2 tRNA genes and 2 rRNA genes are annotated in these 1178 nt (G+C 42.6%); all 4 read right to left on the reverse strand.

Annotated features, from left to right (window positions below):
• Positions 1-115: ribosomal RNA gene (locus tag ESZ39_RS17520) — 23S ribosomal RNA — on the reverse strand; the annotation flags it as partial.
• 439 nt (positions 116-554) lie between these two features.
• A tRNA-Ala gene (locus tag ESZ39_RS17525) sits at positions 555-630 on the reverse strand.
• Positions 631-744: 114 nt separating this feature from the next.
• Positions 745-821 (reverse strand) — tRNA-Ile (locus ESZ39_RS17530).
• 135 nt (positions 822-956) lie between these two features.
• Positions 957-1178: ribosomal RNA gene (locus ESZ39_RS17535) — 16S ribosomal RNA — on the reverse strand; the annotation flags it as partial.

Below are 1178 nucleotides of genomic sequence, written 5' to 3' on the forward strand. Positions count from 1 at the left end.
GATATCTTTGGCTATAACGGTTTTTATCACCTCACCAAAGCTTTTCGCAGATTAACACGTCCTTCATCGCCTCTAACTGCCAAGGCATCCACCACATACGCTTAGTCACTTAACCATACAACCCCAAGTAGTTTCCTATTTGGTACAAACAGGTGACAAAACCTGCTCAATTGTAAAGTCTGACATTTTCACGCACACAAAGTGTGTCTTGAATAAGAGTGGTAATTCACTACTAATAGATAAACTAAAAGTAAATAAACTACCGGTTTGATTACATTCCCTACCTAACAAAAGTGAGGAGGACCCGTAATCACCATTACTAACATGCGATATTCCTATTAATAACAGCTTGGTATTTATAATTTACAAACAACAGCGCGACACCGTGTTCATCATATAAATACCGGTATTTATATCAGCTTTCCAGATTGTTAAAGAATTTGTCATTCACACGCATTCGGTGAAGACTTGGTTTAAAAAAACCAAACTTAAAGTAGCTATAAAAGCATAACTTAAGTTTGGTCTCTTTCCCTTTCTTATGAGGGAAGAAGAAGTGGTGGAGCTAAGCAGGATCGAACTGCTGACCTCCTGCGTGCAAGGCAGGCGCTCTCCCAGCTGAGCTATAGCCCCGCAATGGGAAACATCAGATTAAAACTTCAGATTTACGTTTTTTACAAGGCGGAAGGATGCGAAGTGTAGGCTTTTCTACACGAGTATCTTTCCAACGCCGTAAAAAGCGTAAATTGGTAGGTCTGGGCAGACTTGAACTGCCGACCTCACCCTTATCAGGGGTGCGCTCTAACCAGCTGAGCTACAGACCTATTTCTCTTTCAAGAATTGTTGTCCGAAGCTTAGATGTTTGGACTTCTTCTAATTTGTTATCATGTAATTTGTGTGAACACTCGCGAAACTTTCCTCCAAGAGTCAAGTTTCCATTAAGCTGTTTTACTTCAAGATAAGGAGGTGATCCAACCCCAGGTTCCCCTAGGGTTACCTTGTTACGACTTCACCCCAGTCATGAATCACAAAGTGGTGACCGTCCTCCCCGAAAGGTTAAACTAGCCACTTCTTTTGCAACCCACTCCCATGGTGTGACGGGCGGTGTGTACAAGGCCCGGGAACGTATTCACCGTAGCATTCTGATCTACGATTACTAGCGATTCCGACTTCATGGAGTC

The sequence above is a fragment of the Colwellia sp. C1TZA3 genome (assembly GCF_007954265.1).
Classification (GTDB): Bacteria; Pseudomonadota; Gammaproteobacteria; order Enterobacterales; family Alteromonadaceae; genus Cognaticolwellia.